The organism is Ilumatobacter sp. (genome assembly GCF_965215205.1).
In the GTDB taxonomy this organism is placed as follows: domain Bacteria; phylum Actinomycetota; class Acidimicrobiia; order Acidimicrobiales; family Ilumatobacteraceae; genus Ilumatobacter_A.
The window spans coordinates 2,393,781-2,412,067 of sequence record NZ_OZ244049.1 but is presented as its reverse complement, the minus strand read 5'-3'; the positions used below and the strand labels follow the sequence as shown (position 1 = coordinate 2,412,067).

Genomic DNA, 18,287 nt, shown 5'->3' with positions numbered 1-18,287 from the left:
GACGCCTCGACGCGGTCGGGGCTCCGGCCGGCCCGTGCCGCCGGGAGGAGGATGTCCTCAGGCGCGCAGGATCGAGCAGCCGTGCGCGGTCTCGAGCTCGGCGACGAGGGCGGCGGCCGCCGCCTCCTCCGGCGGCGGGAGGACGGTGATCGCTCCGCCGGAGCCCGACCAGTTGGCGTGACCACCGGCCGCGCGCACCGCCGCGGCCGCCGCCGACAGGGCGGCGTCGAGGTGGACGAGACCGGCGCGCAGCTCGAGGGTGCGGTCCATCGCCCGTCCCAGCTCGTCGAGGTCGCCGGCACGCACGGCGGCGGCGGCTCCGCGTCCCTCGTCCGCGATGCGGGCCATCGTCGCTCGGGTGCCGCGCGCGTCGGCCTCCCAGCGTTCGCGCAGGCCGGAGTGGACGACCCCGCTGGGCTCGGCCGCCGCCTGCCGGACGGCCACGAGGAGGGGGCGCTCGAGGAGGGTGCGGTCGAGATCGGCGAGGACGGTGGTCGCGGCCGTGGTGCCGTCACCGTCGGCGAAGTCCATCGCGACCGGCGCGCCGTGGCTCTGCACCAGGCGGTCCTGCAGGCCGGCGGCGATGCCGAGCTCGTCGCGCTCGACGCCGAGCGCGAGCGCGGCGAGGCGGGCGGGATCGTCCAGGCCGTGGGTCGCCGGGATCGAGCCCCATCCGCGGTCGGTCGCCTCGAGCAGGGCACGCACGGTGGCGACGACGATCGCGCTCGACCCCGCGAGTCCGACCGAGCGCGGGATCGTCGTCTCCACGTCGATGCGCAGCGGTCGCAGCGCCACCCCGCATCGGCGCACGAGCTCGCGCACGGTCGCGAGCACGAGGCGGCGGGCATCGTCGTAGCCGACGGAGTCGAGGTGGTCGACGAGCGCGGCGAGGTCGGCGAAGGTGTCGTCGGCGGTGGGGGAGTGCACGACCTCGAAGCGCTCCGCCGGCTCGACGCGCACCGTCGCGGCAACGCTGCGGACCGGGACGGACACGACGAACCCGCCGTAGCCGTCGGAGGGGTTCCCGGCCAGCGCGGCGCGCGCCCAGCACCGCCCGTGCGTCACCACGGGGGTCGACCAGCCGGCCCGATCCGCGCGTCGAGCCCGCGCCGGCGCCGCCCGGCGGCGGCGCGGTACCGTCGGCGGGGCGTACGGTGGGATCGGTGAAGGTGCGACGTGCGACCCGATCCGACCTGCGACAGCTCTGCGTGACCGCGATGCGAGCCTTCGCCGAGGACCCGGTCATGCGCTGGCTGCACCCCGACGACGACGACTACCTGCGTCCCGGCGGCGAGGTGCTGCGGGGAGCGATGACCGGCTGGCTGGACCACCGCGAGGTGTGGTGCACCGACGACGTGGCGGCGCTCGCCGTCTGGGTCCCGCCGGGGCGGCCGGAGCCGGTGAGCGAGCCCGACCCACCCGTCGCTCCCCCGACGGCGGACCTGCGGGATCGCTTCGAGATCATCGGGCCGCTGATGGAGGCGCACACCCCGCCCGAGCCGCACTGGTACCTCCAGCTCCTCGCGACCCACCCCGACTGGCAGCGGCGTGGACTGGGGGCGACGCTGATGTCGTCGATGTTCGAGCGAGCCGACGCCCAGGGCCTCGCGTGCCACCTCGAGACCGAGACGGAGGTGAACGTCGCGTACTACCGCCGCCACGGGTTCGAGGTCCACGGCCGCTTCGACATCCCGACGGGACGGCACCGGCACCGCTTCTCGTCGTTCGGCGGCGACCCGGCCGACGAGGTCGGTCCGCACATGTGGACCATGCTGCGCCCGCCGCGCGACGAGCCGTGACGCCTTCGGAGCCGGATCAGGCACGGGCGGTGGTGCCACCGCGCGCGGCCTCCGCTCGCGATCGCAGGTCGCTCACCGCGTGCTCCAGGCCCTCCGGGTCGCGGAACAGCGAGCTGCCGGCGACGAGCACGTTCGCCCCGGCGGCGGCGGCGCCCGCCACCGTGTCGGGTCCGATCCCGCCGTCGACCTCGACGTGGACGTCGTCGGAGCGGCCCGCGTCGACGAGCATCCGTCGCACCTCGGCGACCTTGGACTCCATCGTGGGGAGGTAGTCCTGCCCGCCGAAGCCCGGGTTGACCGTCATCACCAGGACGAGGTCGACGAGGTCGAGGACGTGGGTGACGGCCGACGCCGGTGTCGCCGGGTTGAGCGCCACCGCGGGCGAGGCGCCGAGATCGGCGATCGCTCCCAGCGTGCGGTGGAGGTGGGTGACCGCTTCGGCGTGCACGATCAGGCGCGAGCACCCCGCCTCGACGTAGTCCTTCGCCATCGCGTCGGGGGTCAGGACCATCAGGTGGGCCTCGAACGGCAGCGTGCAGCGGTCCCGCGTCGACGCGATGACGTCGGGTCCGAACGTGAGGTTGGGGACGAACTGGCCGTCCATCACGTCCCACTGGATCAGGTCGACCCCGGCCGCCTCCAGGGCGGCCACCTCCTCGCCGAGCCGGGAGAAGTCGGCCGGGAGCACCGACGGGGCGATCATCACGGGTCGGCTCATCGCGCCGACGCTAGCCAGCGCCGCACCGGTCGCGATCGCACGCGGCCCGGACGTGCGGCGGACGGCCCCGACGGGCGGCGCCGGGTCGACGAGGCTCACTCGTCGTCGTCGGTCCCCTCCCACTCCTCGTCGGCGTCGTCCCAGGCGTCGTTGCGCGACTCGACGGTCGAGCGCCAGTTCTCGGCTTCCGCTCGGGTGTCGTAGGGACCCATCGTGCGGTCGCCCGGTCCGCGCTCGGAGGCGGTGACCGCGCTCTCCTTCGTCAGGTCCCAGTACCACTTCTCCGACGAGGTCATCGTCGGAGTCTGGCACGGTCCCTACGCTGTGGCGATGCCGACCCCCGCCGCGCAGGATCCGATCACCCTGCGACCGGAGCGGCTCGTCGCCGGCGGGGACGCCCTCGCCCGCCTCGACGACGGGCGCGTCGCGTTCGTGACCGGTGCCCTGCCCGACGAGGAGGTCGAGGTGGTGGTCGACGTCGACCGGTCCGACTTCGTGCGGGCCGCGCTCACCGAGGTCGTCGATCCCTCGCCGGATCGCGTCGTGCCGACGTGCCCCTTCCGGCGCGACGGCTGCGGCGGGTGCGGGTGGATGCACCTCGCCCCCCACGCCCAGCTCGACGCCAAGATCGAGATCGTCACCGAGTCCCTGCGGCGCATCGGCCGCTTCGACGCCTCCGAGGTCGCGCGCCTCGTCCGTTCGGGCGGTGCCGTCGATCCCTACGGGTACCGCACCTCGATCCGCCTCGTCGGGACCCCCGGCCGCGGCGTCGGCTACCGCGAGGAGCGCAGCGACCGGGTGGTCCCGATCGACCACTGCCAGATCGCTCACGAGAACCTGTCGCGGATCATCCGCGAGGTCGAGGTCGCGCCCGGGGTCGAGCTGTCGCTGCGCACCTCGGTCGCCACCGACGCGGTGACCGCGCGCTGGACGCGCCCGGAGGATCGCCGACGGCGCGGTGAGAGGCGACGGACCAACGTGGCGGCGGGGGAGTCGGTGAAGGGGCTGCCGGGTGACGTGCACATCGGAGACCGGGCGTTCCTCGTCGAGCGCGTCTCAGGCGTCGACCTGCGCGTGTCGGCGCCGTCGTTCTTCCAGTCGGGGGTCGACGCCGCCGAGATGCTCGTGGACGCGGTCGAGCGGGCGGCGCCTGAGCTGGTCGGCGCGGGCCACGCCGTCGACGCCTACGCAGGCGTCGGGCTGTTCGCGGCGACCGCGATGCGCCACGCCCGGCACGTGACCGTCGTCGAGTCCTCGCGCTCGTCGTGCTTCGACGCGAAGGAGAACCTGCGTCACCGCTCGGGGTCGGGAGACCGCTCCGTCGCCATCGCCCGGACCGACGTGGCGCGCTGGGAACCGGACTCGGCGAACGGGGCGGTCGACGTCGTCGTCGCCGACCCCGGGCGTCCCGGGCTGGCCAAGCCGGGGACCGGGGCGATCGAGCGGACGGCGGCGCCGGTGGTCGTGCTCGTGAGCTGCGACCCCGTCTCGCTCGCCCGCGACGCCCGACTGCTCACCGAGATCGGGTACGGCGTCGACGACGTCGAGGTGCTCGACATCTTCCCGCAGACGCCCCACGTCGAGTGCGTCACCCGTTTCACGAGGCGCGGCGACTGACGTCACGGCGACCCCGCGCTCAAGTCGCGCGGCGGGGGTTCCGATCCCATCCGGGAACGGAAGGAATCCGCCTCCATGACGTCCACACGCCACGATCGACGGCGCGCCCGCGCCTGCCCCGCCCCCCGCCACGGCGACCGCCTCGCCGCCGTCCGCGCCGGCTCCCGACGTCGCACGAGCGACGGCGGCCCGACCGCCGGACCCCTCGAGGGGGGCGCACGGCGATGAACACGACGATCACCCCTGCGCTGCGCACCCCGCCGGCCGAGGTCCCCCTCTCGCCGCCGACCCTCCCGGAGCCGACGACCGGGCGCATCGGGGCGACGTCGGCGCAGCGCGCCGCCGTGGCGCACCCCGCGTCCCCGCCGCAGCCGCACGTCCCCGGTGCGCACCCCCTCCCGCCCCGGGTCGGGCCGGTCCGGAGGACGCTGCGCTCCCCGCGGTGCATGCAGTACCACCGCCTGGTCCTCGGCGTCGCGGTCGTCAACCTCGTGGTGCTCGCGCTCGGCGCGATCTCCGGTCGGTTCTGGACGGCGGGCGGGAGCGACCTGCGCACGATCTCGGCGATCGCGCAGGCCAACCTGGTCGTCGCCATCGTCCCCCGGCAACCGTGGGTGGTCAACCTCGTGAGCTGGCTCGCGACGCGACCGGCCACGCGACCTCCGCTGCGCGTCCGCTGGGCGCTCGGCAAGTACTACCACCTCGGCGGGCTCCACGTCGGCGGCGCCGTCGCCGGCACCACGTGGTACGCCCTGTTCGTCGCGTCGCTGATCGCCGATCGGTCACGCGGCGTCGGTGACGTGTCGCTCGTCAACGTCGTGCTGTCCGGGCTCGTCGTCGCCGTGTTCGCGCTGATGGCGCTGATGGCGCTCCCCGGCCGGCGATCGCGCGACCACGACCGGTTCGAGAGCACCCACCGCTTCGGCGGGTGGCTGGCCCTCGCCCTGGTGTGGGCGAACGCCGTGACCTTCGCCACCTCTCGACGGGGCGACGCGACCGTGGTCGAGGCCCTGGCGTCGTCGCCCACGATCGTCCTGCTGTCGTTCACCACGTGGTGCGCGCTGTGGCCGTGGCTGTTGCTGCGCCGGGTCCCGGTGAGCGTGGAGCGACCGTCGTCGCACGTGGCGATCGTGCGCCTCGACCACGGCTCGCCGCCCCCGGTGGGGACGACCCGACCGATCAGCCGGAGCCCGCTCCGCGGGTGGCACCACTTCGCGAACGTGCCCGCGGAGGACGGCCGCGAGGGCTACCGGATGGTCGTGTCGCGCGCGGGTGACTGGACGGGCGACTTCGTCGACGATCCCCCGTCGCACGTGTGGGTGCGCGGGCTGCCCGCCGCCGGGGTAGCGAACGTCAAGCGCCTGTTCGACCGGGTCGTGTTCGTCGTGACCGGCAGCGGGATCGGGCCCGCTCTCGGCCACCTGCTGGCCGACGAGACCCCCGCCCAGCTCGTGTGGGTCACGCGCAGCCCCCGGGAGACCTACGGCGACGCGCTCGTCGACGAGATCGAGCGGGCGCAGCCCGACGCGATCGTGTGGAACTCCGACGAGCGCGGCAAGCCCGACGTGCTCCGGCTGGCCCACGACGCCTACGTCTCGTCGGGGGCCGAGGCCGTGATCTGCATCTCGAACAAGGCCGTGACGTGGCGTGTCGTCGAGGGCCTCGAGCAGCGCGGGATCCCCGCGTTCGGCCCGATCTGGGACTCGTGATCGCGAGCCGCGCCCGGCCGTGGTCGACCGCGTCCCGCCGGCGCGACGCCGTACCCTCGCCGAGGTGATCTCGCCCAGGTGCTCCGAGGAGGTGGCCGATGCGCTCGACGCGGGGCGGGCGGTCGTCGCGATGGAATCGACGATCTACTCCGAGCTCGGGCTGCCGTCGCCGGCGAACGCCGAGGCCCTGCGTCGCTGCGTCGCCGCGATCCGCGACGGGGGCGCCGTGCCGGCGGTGACGGCGGTGATCGACGGGATCGTGCGGGTCGGGCTCGACGACGACGAGCACCACCGCATCCTCGGCCCGGCCCGCAAGGCCGCCGAGCGCGACGTGGCGGTCGCCGTGGCGCAGGGGTGGGACGTCGGCGCGACCACGGTCTCGGCATCGGTGGCGATCGCGGCGTCGGCCGGGATCTCCGTCTTCGCGACCGGCGGGCTCGGCGGCGTGCACCGGGGAGCGGAGACGACCGGCGACGTGTCGGCCGACCTCGATGCTCTGGCCGCGCACCACGTCGTGTCGGTGTCCGCCGGGGCGAAGGCGTTCCTCGATCTCGCGCGCACCCTCGAGCACCTCGAGACGGCGGGCGTCCCCGTGCTCGGGTGGCGACACGACGACTTCCCGGCGTTCTACGTGCGCTCCTCGGGCTTGCCGGTCGCGCACCGCGTCGAGACGGCCGCCGAGGTCGCGCGCGTCTTCGACAACCTGACGCGCCCGTCGACGGGGATCCTGCTCACCGTGCCGATCCCCGTCGACGACGAGCTCGACCCCGACGAGCTGGCGTCGGTGCTCGACGCCGCGCTCGCCGAGTGCGACGCCTCGGGGATCACCGGCGCGGCGATCACCCCCTTCGTCCTCGGGCGCATCGCGGCGGCGACCGACGGCGGCAGCATCCCGGCGAACCTCGCCCTCGCCGAGAACAACGCACGCGTCGCCGCCGAGGTGGCGGTGGCCATCGCGTCCGGCGATCGACCGCGCGGGTGACCACCGCGCCCGGCGACGACCGCCGGCGGCGATCGTCGCGCCGGGTGATCAGCGCGCCGGCGCACCCCGGCGGGCGATGGCGGTGACCCGACGTTCGACCCGATCGAGGAACCGCTGCCGGGCCGCCTCGTCGCAGGTGTCGACGCCGTAGAGCGCGATCCAGGTCGTGCGGGCGCGCGGGTGGCACATCGCCCGCAGGCTGCGGGTCACGGTGCGCTTGCCGCCCTCGCCCTGCAGCGCGTTCACGAGCTTGGACGAGCCGTGCGTGGTCACCACGACGAGGCGCCGCAGGTCGTGCAGCAGCGGGTGCAGGCGCGTCGCTCCGTCGGGCAGCTCCCACGCGACCCCGGCGGCCCACACCCGGTCGAACCACCCCTTGAGCATCGCCGGCTGACCCGACCACCAGGTGGGGTGCACGAGGATCAGCGTGTCGCACCAGCGCAGGTCGTCCGCGTGCCCGGCCACGTCGTCGGAGACCCCGGGGGAGCGGTGGCGGCGGTGCTCGTGCTCGTCGAGCTCGGGGACGAAGCCCTCGGCGTACAGGTCGCGCACGCGGGTCCGGGCGCCGGCGGCATCCAGGGCGGCCAGGACGCGCTCGGCCGAGGCGGCGGTCAGGCTGTCCGCGAGGGGGTGGCAGCGCACGACGAGCGCGCGGGTCACGGCGCGCCCCGGTCCCCGAGGTCGGCGAGCGTCCGCTCCACGCGGGCGGCGAACTCGAGGCGGGTCCGCCGGTCGGTGCCGTCCACGCCGTACAGCCCCAGCCAGCGCGTCGACGTCCTCGGCCCGCACGACATCCGCAGCGCCCGGGTGAGGGTGCGCCGACCGTTGTCGTTGACGGCCGCGACGTACCACCGCGGCGACCCGTAGGTGGAGATGCCGACGATCGTCCTCACGTCGGTGAGACCGGGGCGCACGGCGCCGGTGCGCTCGTCGAAGCGGAACCCGACGCCGGGGACCATCACCCGCTCGAGCCACCCCTTCAGCACGGCCGGCAGGCCGCTCCACCACGTGGGGTACACGAAGACGAGGGCGTCGACGGCGGTGACCACCTCGACGTGGCGCTCGACCACGGGGTCGATCACCGGACGCTCACCGTGGTACGCCGCCCGCTCGGTCGCCGTCATCGCGGCGCGGAACCCCTCGGCGCACAGGTCGAGCACCTCGACGTCGCACCCGCCGGCCGCGAGCCCCGTTCGGGCCCGCCGCGCGAGGGCGTGGGTCAGCGAGTCCGGGTTCGGGTGGGCGACGACGAGCGCGGCGCGCATCACGCGCTCCGGGGGAGCGGTCGGCCGTGGTCGGAGCGGTCCGGCGCACCGGCGTCGGCGTGGCGCTCGGCGACGAGCGAGCGGACCTCGAGCGAGGCGACGACGACGACGACGACGACGACGACGAGCAGCACGGTGGACGCCACGTCGGACGCGGTCGCCTCGATCGAGTCCGAGACGAGGCCCCCGACGACGCTCCCGACGACGGCGCTGGAGACCCCCGCGAGACCCCCCGCGGCGGCCGCCGGCAGGTCGACGCCGCGGCGCGCACGGTTCCGGAGGGCGCCCACCAGGGCGGTCGGGACGGCGATCGCGATCGACGTCCCCTTCGCCAGAACCGGGAGCGTCGACAGCAGCACGATCATCGCCGGGACCATGATGACACCCCCGCCGATGCCGATCAGACCCGATGGCGTGCCCGGTGACGGACCGGCCGTCGATCCGACGGCGGACAGGTGGGGTTCAGGCCCCGGCGTCGTCGGACACGCGGCGTCCGGGGAGCTGGGGGAGCGCGTCGGTGGCGCTCGCCGCGACCGCGGCGGGCCGCGCCTTGATGCGCACCGGGCCGCGCCGCTCCGAGATGTCCGTGTAGCGAGCGACGATCGCACGGATCCGCTCGCCCTCGACCTCGTCGCGCTCGATCAGCTCGTCGGCGATCTCGTGGAGGGCGTCGCGGTAGCGATCGACCATCAGGTCGGCGCGCTCGGCCGCCTCGGTCATGTAGGACTCGGCGGCGTCCCGGCAGCGCTCGTCGGAGAGGACCTTGGCGACCAGGTTCGCCGCCGTCGGCATCGCGGCGGCCTCGAGGCTGAGCAGCCCCGCTCCGTCGCCGAGCTGGCCGACGAGCTGGCTCGCGATCGTCGTCGCCGCCGCCAGGTCGGAGCTGATCCCGCTGCTCGCCTCGCCGTACTCCTGCACCTCGGCGGCGCGACCCGCCATCGCCACGCACATCAGGTCGCGCGCCTCGGTCGGCGTCTTCAGGTACCGCTCGGAGGCGTCGCCGTGGGCGACGAGGCCGAGCGCCGAGGAGCGCCGCAGGATCGACGCGACCTTCACGTCGCGGCGCGTCAGCACGGCGGTGAGCGCGTGCCCGGCCTCGTGGATCGCGATGCGGCGCCGCTCGTCGGGGTGGTACCCCATGTCCTGGGCGACCCCGACCTCGGTGACCAGCTGGGCGGAGAGCACGTCGCCCATCGACATCGCGGTGCGTCCGTCGCGCAGCGCGATGATCAGCGCCTCGTCGAGCAGCTTCTCGATGCGCACCGGGGTGTACCCGGCGCTGAGGTCGGCCACCAGCGTCTCGGTGACCTCGCTCGCGTGCGATTTGCGGTCGAGGTAGTAGCGGGCGATCGCGACCCGGTCCGTCCGTGCCGGAAGGTTGAACCCGATCGTGCGGTCGAACCGGCCCGGGCGCAGCAGGGCGGGGTCGAGGTCGGCCGCCCGGTTCGTCGCGGCGACGATCAGGATGTTCGCGTTCGGCGACTGCGGCCGCTTCAGCCGACGGTGCGGTGGGAGGTGCTTGTTGACCCAGTCGACGAACCTCGCCTTGAAGCGGTCGCGCGGGGAGGGCATGTCGAAGCTCTGCATCTGCACGAGCAGCTCGTTGACGACCCCGACGATGCCCTCGCGCATCGAGCCGGTGTTCATCCCGCTGCGGGCACCGCCGATCGCGTCGAACTCCTCGATGTAGCCGATCGCGCCGCCCTCCTCGCGCGCCGCCTTGCGCAGCGCCTTGAAGAAGGTGCGGATCTTCTTGTTGGTCTGGCCGTAGTACATCGACTGGAACTCCGACGCCGACACGAAGTGGAACGGCACCCCGGCCTCGGCCGCCATGGCCTTGGCGAGGTAGGTCTTGCCGGTCCCGGGCGGGCCCTCGAACAGGACGCCACGTCGGGGCTTGCCGCCCATCACCTGCTCGAAGGTCTCGGACGCGAGGAACAGGTTCATGCTGTCGATCGCCTCGCGCTTGGTCTGGTCGGCGCCGACGACGTCGTCGAGGCGCACGTCGGAGTCCTCGGCGCGCAGGACGGTGTGCGGGGACCGCCCGGTGGTCAGGAACGGGATGAGGATGACCGCGCCGAGGATGCAGATCAGGCCGAGGGCGATGACGATCTCCGGGTTGCCGGTGAGCCAGCCCGGCACCCCCGGGCGGATCGGGTCGTCGGTGACGAGTCGGTACAGCAGGAACGCGAGCACCGGCGCGAGCAGGTACAGCTCGCGTCGCAGCCGTCGCTGGCGCACCTGCTCCCGGTTGGCGTTGGCGTCGATGTCGTCCCCCGTCAACATCGCACCGGTGCTGAGTCTCGTGATGTCCATCGCGAACCGCCTGTCTCGTGATCGGGGCCGCTCCGCCGGCGGCCGGTCACCGACCGTAGTGAGCGACCTCACCCCGTCGCCCCGGAATCGAGTCAAGTGTCGGTCAAGATCCGACGGCGCCGCACGTCGGGACCGCAGGATCCGGACCCGACGCGCGGATCCGGCGCGACCGCTTCAGATCGGCGCGCCGGTCGCCGATGACCTCCCCGTGGGACGGGAACGAACGGGATCGAGCTCGCGCGCCTCGGCACGGACGGACCCGGGCCGATGAGGGACGTCGTCGCCGCCTCCGCGTCGCCCGACGCCGAGCAGGCCGCCGCGGCGACCGCCGGCTTCGAGGCCGGCGATCTGCTGCCGGCCGGCGTCGTCGTCGCGGTCGCGATCGCCGTCGCGGTCCTCGCGAAGATCGCGGTTCGCTGGGCGATGCGTCGCTTCGTCGACAGCGACGAGGTGATGACCCGGCTGGCGTCGAGGGGGGCGATGGTCGTGGTGGTCGCCACGGGCCTCGTCGTGGCGCTGTCGGTGACCGGGATCCGCGTCGGTCTGCTCGTCGGCGGGCTGGGGGTGGGCGGCATCGCGCTCGCGTTCGCCTTCCGCAGCAGCCTGCAGGACTTCGTGTCGGGAATCTTCCTGCAGATCCACCGGCCCTTCGACTACCACGACATCATCCGCCTCGGTCACTACGCGGGCAGCGTCGACGACATCGACCTGCGCGCGGTGACGATGACGCTGTTCAGCGGGGAGAAGATCGTCATCCCCTCCTCGACGGTGCTCCAGAACCCCATCGAGAACTGGACGGGCCGCCCCCACCGTCGCCTGGACGTCGCGATCACGGTCCCCTACGACGCGGACGTCGAGGAGGCGTGCGCGCTCATCGTCGACGCCCTCCGCGACGTCCCCGACGCCGTGGGCGACCCCGAGCCGATCGCCACCTTCGAGGGCTTCGACGACAACGGCATCCTCCTCAAGGGTCGGATCTGGTTCCCGTCGGACGGTCCGTACTTCGACGTGCAGCGGGCCGCGGCCGACCGGATGAAGCGAGCTCTCGAGTCGAACGCCATGTCGATCCCGTTCCCCGTCCGGACCCTGGTGGCCGGTGACCCGCCCCGGTCCCCGACGACGACTCGGACCGCGACGGCGACGCCCACGCCGAGGCGGGCCGGGAAGGCGCCGATGACGCGGCCGACGGCGGGAACGAGACCGACGGGACCGAGCAGGACGAGACCGAGGACGCCGGGACCGGGACGGACGAGACCGGCACCGGCGAGGACAGCGACGGCGAGACCGGCACCGGCGAGGACAGCGACGGCGAGGAGCGCCGTGGGGAGGCCGTCGCCCTCGCGGCAGCGTGGCGGGGCGGCGGCGACGAGGACGAACCGTCTCCGTGTCGGTGCCGCGATCGCAGCGAGACCACGACGGCCGGCGCCTCGCGGTAGCCGCTCGGGGCGCGCCGACCCGGCCCCGGTCGCGGTTCGGAGACGGCCCGGGGATGCTCTCGCGGCGTTCCGGGCGAGTCCGACGCGCACGGGCGCGAGTTCCGGTCCCACCATCGCTCCCGGCGCGCGACGGGTGGGTACCCTGACGTCGTGGCTACGCCTGATGACCAGTCCTCCGCGACCGCCGTCGCCGACTTCGGTGCCAACTCCTGGCTCGTCGAGGAGATGTACGAGCGGTTCGTCCACGATCCCGACTCCGTCGGGGAGCAGTGGCAGGAGTTCTTCGCCGACTACCGGTCCCAGGCGCCGTCGGTCGCCCGGGCCGCGGCCTCGTCGTCGAAGGTGCGCGCCGTCGCCGACGCCCACCGCGCCCGCGACGACGACCCCGCGTCCGACGATCCCGACGGTGGCGAGGGGTCGAACGGCGCCGGAGCGGCACGCGCCGAGCCCGCGGGCGCCGAGACGGGTGACGACGCCGCGGACGGGGCGACGGGTGGCGCGGGTCAGGCGACGGAGAAGCAGGGCGGTGGGAAGGAGCCGGGCGGTGAGGCGGAGGAGGACGGCTCGCCGATCCGCGGCGCCGGTGCCGCGATCGTGCGCAACATGGAGGCGAGCCTCGAGGTCCCGACCGCCACCAGCTTCCGCGACGTCCCCGCGAAGCTGCTCGAGGTCAACCGGAAGGTCATCAACGGCTTCCGCGCCCGCTCCGGCCAGGGGAAGGTCAGCTTCACCCACCTCATCGGGTGGGCGGTCGTGCGTGCGATCGCCGACGCCGTCCCGGTGATGAAGAACGGGTTCCTCGAGGGAGCCGACGGCAAGCCACGCCGCGTGGAGCACGACCACGTCGACATGGCCCTCGCCGTCGACGTCGAGAAGGCCGACGGCAGCCGCACCCTGCTGACCCCGATCATCCGCGACGCCGACACCCACGACTTCGCCGGGTTCCTCGCCGCCTACGACGAGCTGATCCGCAAGGTCGGCGCGAACAAGCTCACCGTCGACGACTTCGTGGGCGCGAACGTCTCGCTCACCAACCCCGGCACCATCGGCACCGTCCAGTCCGTGCCGCGGCTGATGCCCGGCCAGGGCCTGATCGTGGGGGTCGGCTCGATCGACTTCCCCGCCGAGTTCGCGGGCGCCGACCCGGCCAGCCTCGCCGGGATGGGTCTCTCCAAGGTCGTCACGATCACCTCGACCTACGACCACCGCATCATCCAGGGTGCCGAGTCGGGGATGTTCCTGCAGAGGGTGAAGGAGCTGCTGCTCGGCGAGCACGGCTTCTACGACGACATCTTCCACAGCCTCGACCTGCCCTACGAGGCCGTGCAGTGGCGCCCGGACACGAACCCGGTCGACAAGGAGGAGGCCATGCTGCGCAAGCAGATGGCCGTCGCCAAGCTGATCCGCGTCCACCGCGTCCGGGGCCACCGGATCGCGGACCTCGACCCGCTGCGCTGGATCGAGCCGAGCACCCCCGTCGAGCTCGACCCCGCGACCTACGGCCTCACGATCTGGGATCTCGACCGCCGGTTCCTCACCGACGGCGTCGGCGGCCAGGACAAGATGAAGCTCGGGGACCTGCTCGGCGTCCTGCGCGACGCCTACTGCCGCACGATCGGCGTCGAGTACATGCACATCCAGGACACCGACGAGCAGAAGTGGATCCAGGATCGCGTGGAGGTCGACACCGACGAGTTCGGCATCGACGACAAGCGACGGATCCTCGAGCGGCTGAACGCGGCGGAGTCGTTCGAGAAGTTCCTCGCGACCAAGTACGTCGGCACCAAGCGCTTCGGGATCGAGGGCGCGGAGTCCGCGATCCCGATCCTCGACGTCGTCCTCGCCAACGCCGCCGACGCCGGCCTCGACTCCTCGATCCTCGGCATGGCGCACCGCGGCCGGCTCAACGTGCTCTCGAACATCATGGGCAAGAGCTACGAGGCGATCTTCTCCGAGTTCGAGGGGCACCTCGACCCGACGTCGGTGCAGGGCTCGGGCGACGTCAAGTACCACCTCGGGGCGAGCGGCAAGTACGTCAGCCCGTCGGGGGCCGACATCGCGATCGAGCTGGCGGCGAACCCCAGCCACCTGGAGACCGTCGACCCGATCGTGATGGGGATGGTGCGGGCCAAGCAGGATCAGATCGAGCCGCCCGGCTCGTTCCCGGTGCTGCCGATCCTGATCCACGGCGACGCGGCGTTCGCGGGCCAGGGCGTCGTCGCCGAGTGCTTCGCGATGAGCGACACCGGCGGCTACCGCATCGGCGGCACCGTCCACCTGGTCATCAACAACCAGATCGGCTTCACCACCGCCCCGGGCAACGCCCGGTCGTCGCCGTACTGCTCGGAGATCGCGAAGACCGCCCAGGCTCCGATCTTCCACGTCAACGGCGACGATCCCGAAGCGTGCGTGCGCGTGGCCCAGCTCGCGTGGGACTACCGCCAGACGTTCCACAAGGACGTCGTGATCGACATGGTGTGCTACCGCCGCCACGGGCACAACGAGGGTGACGACCCGAGCTACACCCAGCCGCTGATGTACCAGGCGATCGGTGAGCGCCGCAGCGTCCGCAAGCTCTACGTGGAGTCGTTGGTCAGGCGCGGCGACATCACGATCGAGGAGGCCGAGCAGGCGCTGACCGACTTCCACGACAAGCTCCAGGTCGCGCTCGACGAGACGCGCAGCCACGATCCCGGCGAGGTCACGGCCGCCCGGCCGCCCAAGCCGCTCGGGGTGCTGCCCCCGATCGAGACCGGGGTCGACGCCGAGCGGCTGGACTCGATCTTCGAGCAGCTCACCGACGTGCCGGACGACTTCACCATCCACCCCAAGCTCGCCAGGCAGTTCGAGACGCGGGAGAAGATGTACGCCGGCGGAGAGGTCGACTGGGCGCTCGGCGAGGCGCTCGCGATCGGATCGCTCGTGCTCGAGGGGCGCTCCGTGCGCCTGGCCGGCGAGGACAGCCGGCGCGGCACCTTCAGCCATCGCCACGCCGCGCTCATCGACTACGAGACCGGGGAGCCCTTCGTCCCCCTCGACGAGCTCGACGACGTGCCCGACGGCGCGCGCTACTGGGTCTTCGACTCGTTGCTGTCGGAGTACGCGGCGCTCGGCTTCGAGTACGGCTACAGCAACTCGAACCCCGACGCCCTGGTCGTGTGGGAGGCGCAGTTCGGAGACTTCGTCAACGGCGCCCAGATCATCATCGACCAGTACATCGTCGCCGCCGAGGACAAGTGGGGCCAGCAGAACGGCGTGGTCCTCCTGCTCCCGCACGGGTACGAGGGGCAGGGACCGGAGCACTCCTCGGCACGCATCGAGCGGTTCCTCACCCTCGCCGCGGAGGACAACATGCAGGTCGTCAACACCACGACCGCCGCGAACTTCTTCCACCTCCTGCGTCGTCAGGTCCACCAGGAGCGCCAGACCCCGCTGATCGTGTTCACCCCGAAGCAGGGGCTGCGCATGAAGCAGACCCGTTCGCCGATCGAGGAGCTCACGACGGGGTCGTTCCGCGAGGTGATCGACGACCCGGCCGACCTCGACGCGGATTCGGTGACGCGCATCGTGTTCTGCTCCGGCAAGGTCGCGTGGGACGCGATGGCGGCGCGCGACGATCGCGAGGCACCGGTGGCGGTCGTGCGCGTCGAGCAGCTCTACCCGCTGCCGACCGATCAGATGCTGGCGATCCTCGAGCGGTACCCGAACGCCTCCGAGCTGCGCTGGTTGCAGGAGGAGCCGGCCAACATGGGGGCGTGGCACTTCATCGAGCACAACGTGTGGCGGATCAAGGAGCGCGGCTACGACCTGCGCCACGTCGCGCGGGTCGAGTCGGGGAGCCCGGCGACGGGATCCAAGACGATCCACGACCAGGAGCTCGCCCAGCTCATGGAGGAGGTCTTCGCGCCGGTCACCGACGAGTAGCCGTTCGCGACGAGAAGCGACGAATCGCTTGAGGCGGTCCGTCGACCGGCCGATGACGTCGTGTGCCCGTCACGCCGTCGACCACCGACGCGCACCGCGAATCCGAGATCCGCCGCCGCTACCGGGCGTTCGAGCTGTCGTTGCGCGAGGCCACCATGCTCGTCGACCACGACGGTGACGTCGTGTCCGTTCGCGACGCCGACCGCCTGATCGGCGTCGACCCCACGTGCCTGCGCGGGGGTCCGCCCGTCCCGTCGGGGTGGACGGTGACGGACGACTCGGGAGCGCAGGTCGAGATCGACGACCACCCCGCCACCCTGACCCGTCGCACGGGCCAGGGGGCCGCCCGGATCCTCACCTACCACCCGCCGTGCGGTTCGAGGGGCGCGCGGCGGCTGACCTTCACCGCCTGCCCGGTCGTGGGCGACCCCGACGTCGCCGTCGACCTCTGGATCAGCGATCCCGAGCGCCGCGAGCGGGTCCGCCACGACCTCGTCACCCAGTCGTCGCGCTTCGAGACGTTGACCGACGTGCTGCCCGTCGGCGTCTGGGAGGCGTCACCGGCCGGGCAGTTCACCTACGTCAACCCCACCTTCACCGAGCTCACGGGCCTGGGCGTCGAGGAGGTGCCCGACCTCCCCGCCTTCGGGATCGTGCACCCCGACGACGAGATCGTCGTGATGGGAGCGCTGAGCGAGCTCGGGCGGGGGCGGCCCTTCCGCGCCCAGTACCGCATCGTCCACGTCGACGGCTCCTGGCGGTGGGTCATCTCCCGGGTGAACCTCGTCACCGACGACGACGGCGAGGTGATCGGCTACGTGGGTGCTCTCGAGGACGTCCACGAGCTCCACGAGTCGCGACGACGCACCGATCGCCTGGCGTCGATCGTGGAGGCCGCCGGTGACGCGATCGTGACGTTCGACGTGGACACCGACACGTACCTGAACGAGGCGGCTCGTCTCCTCCTCGCGCGGTTCGATCGCTCCGCTCCGTCCACCGCCGAGCCGTTCGGCGCGCAACTCGCGGCGCGCTACGTCGAGGAGCTCGAACCGATCCTCCTCGCGGAGGGTGCCTGGAGCGGCGAAGCGCGCTTCGTCGACGTCCACGGCGACGCGATCGACCTGTGGATGAGCGTGACCGCCGAGATCGTCGACGGCCGGGTCGTGCGCTACGTGATGATGGCGCGGGACATCCACGAGCAGAAGGCGCGCGAGGCGGCCCTGCGACGCGCCGCCACGCACGACCCCCTGACCGGCCTCGCGAACCGCGCCGGGTTCGTCGAGGCGCTGCTCGACGCGAACGGTCGAACCGGGGCGCTGATGTACGTCGACATCGACCACTTCAAGGCGGTGAACGACGCCCACGGCCACGGCGCGGGGGACGACGTCCTGGTCGAGGTCGCACGGCGCGTCGGGTCCTGCGTCCCGGAGGGCTCGGTGGTCGCGCGCGTCGGGGGTGACGAGATCGTGGTCTGGGTCCCCGACGGGACCGCGGCCGCCGACCAGATCGCCGGCCGGGTGGTCAGCGCGATCTCGAGCGCCCCGGTGGCCATCGAGCGGGCGGTCTCCGGTCACGAGAGGTGTCGGGTCAGCGTGACCATCGGGGTCGCGACCGGCCGCGCCGACGAGGCCGAGGAGCTGATCCGCCGAGCGGATGCGGCGCTGTACGTGGCCAAGGCGGGCGGGCGCGACGGGTTCCACGTCGACGGCCCCGACGGCGCGGGCGCACCCGGCGTCAGCTGAGGTCGAGCTCGAGGACCTCTCCGAGGCGTTCGATCGCGAGCGCGGGGTCCTCCACCTTGATCGTGGTCATCCCCATCGCACGAGCGGGCTTGAGGTTGATCCCGAGGTCGTCGAGGAAGACGCACTCGGCGGGACCCACGCCGACCTTCTCGCACGCGATCTCGTAGAACCGGGGCTCGGGCTTGCGCACGCCGACCTTGCTCGACTCGACGACGTGGTCGAACCGCGCCATCACCTCGCCGACCTCGGGGCGCGCTGGGACCGAGTCGTCGGAGACCACGTTGTTGGTGAGGCAGGCGGTCGCGTACCCGGCCTCGACGACGCGGTCGAGGGCGACGACCATCTCGGGGGGGACCGACCCCGCGAGCAGCGCGAGCACGTCGCGGCCGGGGACCCGGTGCCCGCGGGCGTCGGACTCCCGGGCGAACTCCTCGTCGAACTCCGCCGCGCCGATGTCGTCACGTTCGAGTCGGGCCCAGGCGTTGTCGTCGGGGTCGGTGGCGTTGACCGACCGGATGAAGTCGGTCGGCAGGGCGTTCGCCTCCTCGTAGCGGTTGAACGCCTCGAACGGGCTGGTGAGGATCACCCCACCGAAATCCCACAGCACGGCACGGACACGACGTTCGCTCATCGTGGCGAGCCTACGGAGCAGGTCGCCGGTGCGACCGCGCGGACGGCGCGGCGGGCCGCAGCCGGGGGGATCGGTGTGTGGCCGCTCCGGAACGTTTACCATCAGGGAGGCGCTCGGCCCGTGCACACGGCAGGTCCGAGCCCGGCTG

Annotated in this window: 15 protein-coding genes and 1 pseudogene; 7 read left to right on the top strand and 9 right to left on the bottom strand. The window is 72.9% G+C overall.

All coding sequences use genetic code 11. The features are described 5' to 3' along the window. Window positions 1–57: 57 nt before the first annotated feature. Window positions 58–1,068 carry a mevalonate kinase gene (locus tag ACOOHC_RS11360; RefSeq protein WP_420450520.1) on the bottom strand — a complete coding sequence of 337 codons (1,011 nt, stop codon included), beginning with the start codon at window positions 1,066–1,068 and terminating at the stop codon, window positions 58–60. A gap of 95 nt (window positions 1,069–1,163) precedes the next feature. On the opposite strand from ACOOHC_RS11360, the gene ACOOHC_RS11355 reads away from it, so the two are divergent. Next, window positions 1,164–1,799 (top strand): GNAT family N-acetyltransferase, encoded by a 636-nt coding sequence (locus ACOOHC_RS11355; protein ID WP_420450519.1) that lies wholly within the window; start codon window positions 1,164–1,166, stop codon window positions 1,797–1,799. A gap of 16 nt (window positions 1,800–1,815) precedes the next feature. Here the strand turns inward: ACOOHC_RS11355 and rpe are convergent, their stop codons facing one another. Beyond that, on the bottom strand, window positions 1,816–2,517 hold the full coding sequence (gene rpe / locus ACOOHC_RS11350) for a ribulose-phosphate 3-epimerase (RefSeq protein WP_420450518.1): 702 nt from the start codon (window positions 2,515–2,517) through the stop codon (window positions 1,816–1,818). 95 nt (window positions 2,518–2,612) lie between these two features. Continuing rightward, the gene (locus ACOOHC_RS11345) at window positions 2,613–2,813 is read right to left on the bottom strand and encodes an SPOR domain-containing protein (RefSeq protein ID WP_420450517.1); all 201 of its coding nucleotides are present in this window, start codon (window positions 2,811–2,813) and stop codon (window positions 2,613–2,615) included. 34 nt (window positions 2,814–2,847) lie between these two features. Here ACOOHC_RS11345 and ACOOHC_RS11340 point away from each other — a divergent pair, with 34 nt between their 5' ends. The 3 genes from ACOOHC_RS11340 (at window position 2,848) to ACOOHC_RS11330 (ending at window position 6,825) form a co-directional block, all read left to right on the top strand. Continuing rightward, entirely contained in the window at window positions 2,848–4,134 is a 1,287-nt protein-coding gene (locus ACOOHC_RS11340; protein WP_420450516.1) for a class I SAM-dependent RNA methyltransferase, read from the top strand. A 224-nt stretch (window positions 4,135–4,358) separates the two neighbouring features. Further along, a complete protein-coding gene (locus ACOOHC_RS11335) occupies window positions 4,359–5,843 on the top strand; it encodes a hypothetical protein (RefSeq protein WP_420450515.1) in 1,485 nt (494 codons plus the stop codon). Between the two features lie 64 nt (window positions 5,844–5,907). Continuing rightward, window positions 5,908–6,825: a pseudouridine-5'-phosphate glycosidase gene (locus ACOOHC_RS11330; RefSeq protein ID WP_420450514.1), complete on the top strand. Its 918-nt coding sequence runs from the start codon at window positions 5,908–5,910 to the stop codon at window positions 6,823–6,825. A gap of 48 nt (window positions 6,826–6,873) precedes the next feature. Here ACOOHC_RS11330 and ACOOHC_RS11325 read toward each other — a convergent pair whose 3' ends face one another. From ACOOHC_RS11325 to ACOOHC_RS11305, 5 genes are all read right to left on the bottom strand, one after another. Beyond that, window positions 6,874–7,485, bottom strand: a complete 612-nt coding sequence (locus ACOOHC_RS11325; protein WP_420450513.1) for an NAD(P)H-dependent oxidoreductase — start codon at window positions 7,483–7,485, stop codon at window positions 6,874–6,876. Then, entirely contained in the window at window positions 7,482–8,090 is a 609-nt protein-coding gene (locus ACOOHC_RS11320) for an NAD(P)H-dependent oxidoreductase (protein ID WP_420450512.1), read from the bottom strand. Before ACOOHC_RS11320 ends, ACOOHC_RS11325 begins: the two co-directional genes overlap by 4 nt. Continuing rightward, entirely contained in the window at window positions 8,090–8,494 is a 405-nt protein-coding gene (locus ACOOHC_RS11315) for a TSUP family transporter (protein WP_420453791.1), read from the bottom strand. The genes ACOOHC_RS11320 and ACOOHC_RS11315 overlap by 1 nt, the downstream gene beginning before the upstream one ends. A 58-nt stretch (window positions 8,495–8,552) precedes the next feature. Next, window positions 8,553–10,406: an AAA family ATPase gene (locus tag ACOOHC_RS11310; protein ID WP_420450511.1), complete on the bottom strand. Its 1,854-nt coding sequence runs from the start codon at window positions 10,404–10,406 to the stop codon at window positions 8,553–8,555. A gap of 174 nt (window positions 10,407–10,580) precedes the next feature. Further along, window positions 10,581–11,087, bottom strand: a complete 507-nt coding sequence (locus tag ACOOHC_RS11305; protein WP_420453868.1) for a hypothetical protein — start codon at window positions 11,085–11,087, stop codon at window positions 10,581–10,583. On the opposite strand from ACOOHC_RS11305, the pseudogene ACOOHC_RS11300 reads away from it, so the two are divergent. The 3 genes and pseudogenes from ACOOHC_RS11300 to ACOOHC_RS11290 all read left to right on the top strand — a co-directional run. After that, window positions 10,971–11,405: pseudogene (locus ACOOHC_RS11300) on the top strand (mechanosensitive ion channel family protein); the annotation flags it as partial. The gene ACOOHC_RS11305 and the pseudogene ACOOHC_RS11300 sit on opposite strands and share 117 nt — an antisense overlap. A gap of 587 nt (window positions 11,406–11,992) precedes the next feature. Continuing rightward, window positions 11,993–15,766 carry a multifunctional oxoglutarate decarboxylase/oxoglutarate dehydrogenase thiamine pyrophosphate-binding subunit/dihydrolipoyllysine-residue succinyltransferase subunit gene (locus ACOOHC_RS11295; protein WP_420450510.1) on the top strand — a complete coding sequence of 1,258 codons (3,774 nt, stop codon included), beginning with the start codon at window positions 11,993–11,995 and terminating at the stop codon, window positions 15,764–15,766. 62 nt (window positions 15,767–15,828) lie between these two features. Further along, window positions 15,829–17,508 carry a diguanylate cyclase domain-containing protein gene (locus ACOOHC_RS11290; protein WP_420450509.1) on the top strand — a complete coding sequence of 560 codons (1,680 nt, stop codon included), beginning with the start codon at window positions 15,829–15,831 and terminating at the stop codon, window positions 17,506–17,508. Here ACOOHC_RS11290 and ACOOHC_RS11285 read toward each other — a convergent pair. Beyond that, on the bottom strand, window positions 17,501–18,139 hold the full coding sequence (locus ACOOHC_RS11285) for an HAD-IA family hydrolase (RefSeq protein ID WP_420450508.1): 639 nt from the start codon (window positions 18,137–18,139) through the stop codon (window positions 17,501–17,503). The genes ACOOHC_RS11290 and ACOOHC_RS11285 overlap by 8 nt on opposite strands. Window positions 18,140–18,287: the final 148 nt, after the last annotated feature.

Coding starts and splice junctions, on each gene's coding strand:
- rpe (WP_420450518.1), bottom strand. CDS start 2,517: ATGAGCCGACCCGTGATGATCGCCCCGTCGGTGCTCCCGGCCGACTTC.
- ACOOHC_RS11345 (WP_420450517.1), bottom strand. CDS start 2,813: ATGACCTCGTCGGAGAAGTGGTACTGGGACCTGACGAAGGAGAGCGCG.
- ACOOHC_RS11340 (WP_420450516.1), top strand. CDS start 2,848: ATGCCGACCCCCGCCGCGCAGGATCCGATCACCCTGCGACCGGAGCGG.
- ACOOHC_RS11335 (WP_420450515.1), top strand. CDS start 4,359: ATGAACACGACGATCACCCCTGCGCTGCGCACCCCGCCGGCCGAGGTC.
- ACOOHC_RS11320 (WP_420450512.1), bottom strand. CDS start 8,090: ATGCGCGCCGCGCTCGTCGTCGCCCACCCGAACCCGGACTCGCTGACC.
- ACOOHC_RS11310 (WP_420450511.1), bottom strand. CDS start 10,406: ATGGACATCACGAGACTCAGCACCGGTGCGATGTTGACGGGGGACGAC.
- ACOOHC_RS11285 (WP_420450508.1), bottom strand. CDS start 18,139: ATGAGCGAACGTCGTGTCCGTGCCGTGCTGTGGGATTTCGGTGGGGTG.